Here is a 7033-nt window from a genome sequence, read left to right on the forward strand (position 1 = left end):
GCCGAGCCACGTCCTGCACGCTCAAGCGTTCGAACGAGAGCAGGACGATGCGCGCCCGCAGGATGTGCTTGAGCGGGCGGGATCGATCACCGGCGATCGTGGACAACGCCAACTTGGTGGCGTCGTCGAGGAGCACGCAGACGGTCTGAGCCATCGCCCAGACTCGCATGCATCACGCCCCCCGTGAATCCTCTGACCGCGTCAGTGCACTAGATCGTTCTGGCTACCCGTCTGATGTGTCCGATGAGGAATGGGCGGTTGTTGCGCCGTACCGTGCGCTGCTGCGGGAGAGTTCGGGTCAGCGCGACCACGAGCTGCGGGAGGTGTTCAACGGGCTGCGGTACATCGTGAAGACGGGGGCGCCGTGGCAGTTCATGCCGCAGGACCTGCCGCCGTGGGCAGCGGTGTACCAGCAGACGCAGCGGTGGTTGTCGGCCGCGGGCTTCACGGATGTGGCTGGCGATCTACGGGCGGTGCTGCGAATGGCGGGGGATCGCGAGCCGGAGCCGTCTGCGGTGATCCTGGACAGCCGGACGCTGCGCTCCTCGCCGGAGAGTGGCGAGCGGGCGGGACGACGGGGCCAAGCGCAAGCGGAGCTGGAAGGTGCATCTGGCGGTCGACACCCCCAGCCACGTGGTGCCGCTGCACGTCACACCGGCCGATGCCGATGACCGCGGCGAGGTCGGACGTTTAGCGGCCGAGGTCCAGGCGGAGACGGGCGGCAGCGTCGAGACGGCCTTCGTCGATCAGGGCTACACCGGCGCGCGGGCCGCGGAAGCCGCTCGGGCACACGGGATCGACCTGGAGGTCGTCAAAGCCCCCGAGGCCAAGCGCGGCTTCGTGCTGCTGCCGCGCCGCTGGGTGGTCGAGCGCTCGTTTGCCTGGCCCCCGGTGTCGACGGCTAGTCAAGGACTATGAAGGTCACCCCAGCACGTTGGCAGGCCTACATATGGTCGCTTTCGTCCGTCTCATGCTCAGTCAGGTCGGTCGATTGATGACAGGTTCATAACACGCTCTAGATATTTGGTCCCGGCATTTGGTGGAGCGGGTTTGACCGAAATCGCTCGGGCTCGGCGGACCATGTTTTGCAGATGGCTTCATAGGGCGTGAGGCCACGCAGGGTCTTGATGCAGCGGCCAAAGTTGTAGGCGCTGACGAAGTCGGCCAGGTGAGCGCGAAGATGCTCATGGATGTCGTAGTGGTAGCGCTTGACCGTCGCAACCTTGATTGCCCGGTTCATTCGCTCGACCTGATCGTTGGTCCAGGGGTGACGCGGCCTTGTCAGCCGATGGTCGATGTCGTTGCGAGCGCAGGCGGACTCGAAGCCGTGAGCTCGAAATGTCTCGTCGACTGCGATCGCCTCTTTGACGCACGCCAAACCCGACATTCAGCCCTTCGATCGGTCGCCGCTCGCAGGTATCGGTACGGGTCAGGCTTGCGCCGACCGCGAAGGTTCCGCCATCGACCAAACGCTCGCTGATGCGGTGCGCACAGGGATCTTGAACACCGCTCGCGGTAGGTCGCGCCGAGCGTCCACGCTTCATCCGGCAGCAGCCACGCTTTACAGCCGCCTCACGGGCCGGCCGGCACCACGGCCCCGACACGTGCCGCCCGACCCTTCAGCCGTGCGGCGGCCGCGGCGTAGCCTCCGCCAGCGCCATCGATGAAGTGCATGTGCCCACTGCTCGGAACCGGAGGGCTGATGCAGGTCAACTGCGCAGCCGATTGCCGTTCCAAGCCGAAATGGCAGATCCCCTGTGCCTCTGCAGTGGCGAGATGCGCCTCCAGCCGATCCGCGAAGGCCTCAGTGCAATCCAAGGTCATCCGCAGCGCATCATCGTATTTGCGGAAGTCCGTATTCCCGACGATCTCGTGCCGAAGCGCGGCTGGATCGAACGCGCCTAACCGCAAGCCTGTGCGATAGATCAGGTATTCCGGAATCGATCGTGCCACGAGGCGGAGCTTGCGCCAGAGGCGGCTCTTCCGAGAGCCCGGCATGGCGCGCAGTTCAAGATCCAGCCCCATCCACGGTCCGTGCATCTGCGGTCCGTCGTCCTGCATCGGACGTGCGACCTCGGCACTGATCTCCAGGCTGTGCAGGATCTCTTGCACAAGCTGCCGAAAGGCCGGCGCGTCGCCGCTGTGCTGCGGCACGAGCATGAGCGAGAGCATCAGTGCATGGCGGGGACGGATCTCCTGCCAGCGGCAGGAAAGGCCGGTCAGGTCAGGCTGGCTGCCGGGCTCGGCCGGTGCGACGGCATAGTCGCCGGCCTTCATGGCAGCCTCTGCCCAGGGCAGACCGCCTCCGCTGAACATCGCATAAGAAACGTGAGCACTGGGCGCGTAGCGGGCCACGCGCACGTCGAGCCCGCGATCGCGCACGGCTGAGACCGGCAGGAGAGCGGTGCGCAGCTCGAGCTGCAGCGCCTCACGGACCCAGACGGCCGTTGCCGCCAGCGCTTCTCGAACGGTGTCGACGTCTTCCGGGGCAATGGCGAAGCTTGCCCCATCGCCGCCGAAGACGAAGGGAAACTCGCGCCGGCCGAGAGCATTGGAGACGGCCGCGATGATGGCTGCGCCGGCCGCATTGACCGCCTTGTAGCGGCCCAGCCCGATCTGCTGCTGGGAGCCGACGACATCGGCCACACCAAGCCACCACGTCGTGGGCAGCGGCCGATAGAGGACTGGATCCATGAGGCTGGAGAAGGTGGTGAACCGCGGCAGGCTCCCGTAGAAATCAGGAGGCGTGAGGTGCTTGGCGGGTTCGACCTGCTGAGCTGCACCTGCCGATTTCCGCGTCGCCGCCATCGCCCTGCTCCCCGGCGCAGACTCCGGCCGCGTGACGCGCCTGGATTCCGGCACTGACATCATCCTTGGTGGAACCACCATCACCACGGTCACGTGCACGCCTACAAGCGAACGCGCGACGGCGGCGACACACTCGCGACCGCTCCGCGCAGGAGCGAGCTACACCTCTAATGCGGTTGCGGTTCCAGTTTCGATATTCGCGCGGCGTCTTCGGCACGAATGGGGCGGGGGTGCCGTCAATCAGTCCGTCGTCACAGCAAGCGGTGGTGTGCCGAGGTGGGCCAACCGGCCGCCGCTGCGTGTGCAGCGGCAGCTGGTCTCTGGCCGAGGGCTCAATGAGCCGAGGCGGAAGCTCCGTCAGCTGCAGACGCGCTCGTGTCCGAAGAACAAAGGGTTGTAGACGAAGCGGCAATCCCCGAAATCCGAGCTGAGGAAGTAGCTGCCTGCGGGATAATCCCAGTTGAACCCGCCGAAGCGCCGACGGAATCCACGGTGGTGGAAGTATCGAGGGTGGCCAAATCCGCCGTACCCGAATCCGCGATGGCCAAAACCGCCCTGATGGCCGACGCCGCCGTGACTGAACCCGCGGGCGTCGGCGCTGGCAGCACCGAAGGCCAGTGTTGCGAGCGCGAGCCCCGCGACCATCATCGTCTTCGTCGAAATCGTCTTCATCGTGCTTCTCCATGTTAGGGTGACAGCACTCTGCGCCCGACGATGGCCGGTCGCTGTGATCCCGGTCACAGAGAGCCGGACGCCCGGCGCGGCGCGGGATCTACGGCAGCGGCGCGGGTTCACGCTCCAACCAAACCTCGATGGGTCGGAACCGTCCGCGGATGGCCGCCGTCCGCCGCGCGTCGAAGAGGCCGCCCGGCTCAGCGATACCGGTAGCCGTCAGGAGATCGGCGCTGACGACGAGGCGGTCTCATCCACGAGATCGTGGAACGTTGTGAGGCGGGCGCGGGTGCGGACCGGGCCGAGGGGCTCACTCGTCGGACCGGCCAAGCCTGTGAGATCGATGAAGAGCACCGGAATCTCGCGTGAGTTGCGCAGCCAGATAGGTCGGGTCCGTAACGCATTTGGGGACGGCTGCGAACAGGCCCTCGTCAACGTCAGCGATGCTTCCTGTGTGACGACGATCACAGTCACGGAAGCCGAAGGCATGGAACATCCACCCGAATTCCGGCGGCTCAGCACCTTTGCCGCGGGCACCGCAGTGATGCCGGGAGAAGCCGTGCTGTTCATCAGCAACGGCCGCGCGGCAGAAGAAGGACTTCATATATCGTGAGCCAGTCTCGTCTCGAAGATCGTGATTCATCGCGGCGCGCGCAGGAGAACCAGCACCGCTTGGTCGCGGAGCTGCGGTCGCAATACGACGTCATCATTTGCGGCGCCGGATCCTCAGGCTCGGTCGTGGCGCGGCGCCTTGCGGAGAATGCCGACCTGCGCGTGCTGCTGATCGAAGCCGGGGGCAGCGACGAGGCCGAGACGGTGCTCGACCCTGCACAATGGCCGGCCAACCTGGGCAGCGAGCGGGATTGGGGATTTCAGGCGCAGCCGAACCCCCACCTGAACGGTCGGGCCCTGTCGATGGCGATGGGCAAAGGTCTCGGGGGCGGCTCCAGCATCAACGTGATGGTCTGGGCGCGCGGGCACCGCAGCGACTGGGACTACTTCGCGGCGGAGGCCGGCGATGCCGGGTGGAGCTACGACAACGTCCTCCAGATCTATCGTCGCATCGAGAACTGGCAGGGTTCGCCCGATCCTCGGTATCGCGGCGATTCCGGACCGGTCTGGGTCCAGCCCGCCTCGGATCCCAGCCCCATCGCACACGCGATGCTCGATGCGGCCCGCGAGGTCGGCATCCCGACCTTCGCGCATCCGAACGGCGTGATGATGGAGGGACCGGGCGGCGCCGCGATCTCAGACATGCTGGTTCGCGACGGCCGGCGCCAATCGCTCTATCGGGCCTATGTCCACCCTTGGCTCGACCGCCCCAACCTGACGGTCCTCACAGACACGACCGTGCGGCGCGTCCTGATCGAGCAGCAGCGCGCGGTCGGCGTCGAAGTGGTTCGCGCCGGGCAGGTCCTGGAAATCAGAGCCCGGGCCGAGGTGGTGCTGTCGCTGGGCGCCATCCAGACGCCCAAGGTTCTGATGCATTCCGGCATCGGGGACCATGCGGAGCTGACGCGCTTCGGCATCCCGGTGGTGCAGCACCTGCCGGGCGTCGGACAGAATTTTCAGGACCATGTCTCGTTCGGATGCATCTGGGAGTATGCCGAACCCATCGCCCCCCGGAACAGCGGCAGCGAGGCGACCCTGTACTGGACGAGCCGCCCCGGGCTCGATGCGCCGGATGTGCTCTTCTGCCAGGTCGAATTTCCCGTGCCGAGCGATCGGACCGCGGCGCGCGGCGTGCCCGCGCAGGGCTGGACGATGTTCGCCGGTCTGGCGCACCCGGCGAGCCGCGGCCGGCTTCGGCTGACGAGCGCCGACCCCTTGGTGCCGTTGGCGATCGAGGCCAACATGATGTCCGATCCCGCGGATATGTCGACGGCCGTCGCCTGCGTGGATCTGTGCCGCGCGCTGGGCAACGCTCAGGCGTTTCGGCCGCATGTCCGCGGAGAGGCCGTGCCGGGCGACATCAAGGGAGACGCGCTCGAAGACTTCATCCGTGATGCTGCCGTGACCTATTGGCACCAGAGCTGCACGGCCAAGATGGGCCGCGATGCCATGTCGGTGGTCGATGCATCGTTGAACGTCTACGGGATCGACGCTCTGCGCATCGCGGATGCTTCGATCATGCCGCGCGTGACGGCGGGAAACATTCAGGCCCCGTGCGCCATCATCGGGGAGCGGGCGGCACAGATGATCGCCCAGGCTCACGGCCTGTGATCGCCCTGCGGGTCGCGGCCCGGCACGGTTCTGAGCCTGCCGGGCCGGGCTCTTCTCCTTCAGGCGCCACGCCGCGTCGTGGTGATCATCACTCTGGCGGTCGCCGATGACTTTCCAAGACGTTGAACGCACGCTGCGGCAGATGGGTGATGCGGCAAGAGGCCTTGCCGCAATCGGTGCAACCTTACGCCTGCGGCAGGAGGCGCTGGAGGTTCATCCCGAGGTCGCGCGCCGGTTGCACGATGTGGTTGCCGCCGTAGTGCCGGGGGACCTCGGTGACCTTGATCAGGCGCAGGTCTCCGCGTTCCTGGCATCCGTCACGCACGCGCTGCAGGAGGCGCGGGACCTGTTGGAGTGTCCGGAGCGACCGCCCGTCTGGCAGGTCCGCGATCCTGCGATGTTGCAGGCCCAAGGCCAAGCCTCACGCGTCGTCGTACGGCGCTTGGCGGCCCTGGCAGCCGAGCGCCCGGCGCTTGCAGCCGCACTCACCGGGCGCTTCCTGGATGTCGGCACGGGTGTGGGCGGCATTGCTCTCGAAGCCGCAGCGCAGTGGCCCGCGCTGCATGTCGTGGGCCTGGACATCTGGGAGCCGGCCCTCGAACTGGCACGTGCGAACGTGGCGGCAAGCCCATTCCGCAGCCGTATCGATCTCCGCCTGCAGGATGTGACCCAGTTCGATGATCCAGCCGGCTACTCGCTGACGTGGCTTCCGGCACCCTTCCTCTCTGAGGACGCGGCTCGGACGGCGCTCGACCGGCTGACGGTTGCCCTCGAGCCGAAGGGATATCTTGTCGTCGGGCTCTACGCTCCGCCTCCGGATCCGGTCGGCGCCGCGCTTGCAGCCCTGCGGCTGGCCCGAAGCGGCAGCCACCTCTGGACGTGCACCGCCATGGGGGCTGAACTCCGCTCCCGTGGGTTTACCGCCATCGAGACTTGTGCGGGACAGCTGGTCACGCTCGTGATGGGACGACGCGCGTAGAACGCTCTACGTCGAGGCGGCGCATCGAGCCAGCCAGTACCGGCTGGGTCCGACTGCAACGCGATCAGGACCCGTGATCGTGACCTGCCCCTGAAAAGTGGTCCTCCCTGAGGTATGGCTTTGTGCCATGTTGGAGTTGACCCTGTTTGTGGTCCACGGCCTATGCAAGTTCTCGGGCTGTGACAGCTTGGTTGGCGAAGGCTCGGGGCGTCAAGCCGCCCAGGGCCGTATGGGGTCGATCTTCGTTATAGTGGCACCTCCAGTCCTCGATGCACTCGCGGGCATCGGCCAGCGACAGGAACCACGAAGCGTTCAAGCACTCTGCCCGTAGGCGGCCGTTGAATGACTCGA

At 66.5% G+C, this 7033-nt stretch carries 6 protein-coding genes and 2 pseudogenes; 4 read left to right on the forward strand and 4 right to left on the reverse strand.

What is annotated here, in order from left to right:
- Positions 1–167 precede the first annotated feature (167 nt).
- Positions 168–1009, forward strand: a pseudogene (locus AKJ13_RS29630) (IS5 family transposase).
- Positions 1010–1015: 6 nt separating this feature from the next.
- Here the strand turns inward: AKJ13_RS29630 and AKJ13_RS29635 are convergent.
- The 3 genes and pseudogenes from AKJ13_RS29635 to AKJ13_RS29645 form a co-directional block, all read right to left on the reverse strand.
- Positions 1016–1303 (reverse strand): annotated as a pseudogene (locus AKJ13_RS29635) (integrase core domain-containing protein); the annotation flags it as partial.
- Positions 1304–1572: 269 nt separating this feature from the next.
- Positions 1573–2808, reverse strand: a complete 1236-nt coding sequence (locus AKJ13_RS29640; protein ID WP_082317206.1) for a DUF3095 domain-containing protein — start codon at positions 2806–2808, stop codon at positions 1573–1575.
- A gap of 357 nt (positions 2809–3165) precedes the next feature.
- A complete protein-coding gene (locus tag AKJ13_RS29645) occupies positions 3166–3480 on the reverse strand; it encodes a hypothetical protein (RefSeq protein WP_050736523.1) in 315 nt (104 codons plus the stop codon).
- A 343-nt stretch (positions 3481–3823) separates the two neighbouring features.
- Between AKJ13_RS29645 and AKJ13_RS32065 the strand changes: the two genes are divergently transcribed.
- The 3 genes from AKJ13_RS32065 (at position 3824) to AKJ13_RS29655 (ending at position 6682) form a co-directional block, all read left to right on the forward strand.
- Positions 3824–4093 (forward strand): hypothetical protein, encoded by a 270-nt coding sequence (locus AKJ13_RS32065; protein ID WP_160320644.1) that lies wholly within the window; start codon positions 3824–3826, stop codon positions 4091–4093.
- Positions 4090–5703, forward strand: a complete 1614-nt coding sequence (locus AKJ13_RS29650) for a GMC family oxidoreductase N-terminal domain-containing protein (RefSeq protein WP_050736524.1) — start codon at positions 4090–4092, stop codon at positions 5701–5703. The genes AKJ13_RS32065 and AKJ13_RS29650 overlap by 4 nt, the downstream gene beginning before the upstream one ends.
- 106 nt (positions 5704–5809) lie before the next feature.
- A complete protein-coding gene (locus tag AKJ13_RS29655) occupies positions 5810–6682 on the forward strand; it encodes a class I SAM-dependent methyltransferase (RefSeq protein ID WP_050736525.1) in 873 nt (290 codons plus the stop codon).
- Between the two features lie 160 nt (positions 6683–6842).
- Here the strand turns inward: AKJ13_RS29655 and AKJ13_RS31140 are convergent.
- On the reverse strand, positions 6843–7033 hold a 191-nt coding region (locus AKJ13_RS31140; RefSeq protein WP_144426454.1), incomplete at its 5' end, for an integrase core domain-containing protein.

It is taken from the genome of Methylobacterium sp. ARG-1, assembly GCF_001262595.1.
GTDB classification, from domain to species: Bacteria; Pseudomonadota; Alphaproteobacteria; order Rhizobiales; family Beijerinckiaceae; genus Methylobacterium; species Methylobacterium brachiatum.

Bases quoted from the DNA above. Each gene is read 5' to 3' on its own strand.
- AKJ13_RS29645 (WP_050736523.1), bottom strand. From the start codon at position 3,480: ATGAAGACGATTTCGACGAAGACGATGATGGTCGCGGGGCTCGCGCTC.
- AKJ13_RS32065 (WP_160320644.1), top strand. From the start codon at position 3,824: ATGAAGAGCACCGGAATCTCGCGTGAGTTGCGCAGCCAGATAGGTCGG.
- AKJ13_RS29655 (WP_050736525.1), top strand. From the start codon at position 5,810: ATGACTTTCCAAGACGTTGAACGCACGCTGCGGCAGATGGGTGATGCG.
- AKJ13_RS29640 (WP_082317206.1), bottom strand. From the start codon at position 2,808: ATGGCGGCGACGCGGAAATCGGCAGGTGCAGCTCAGCAGGTCGAACCC.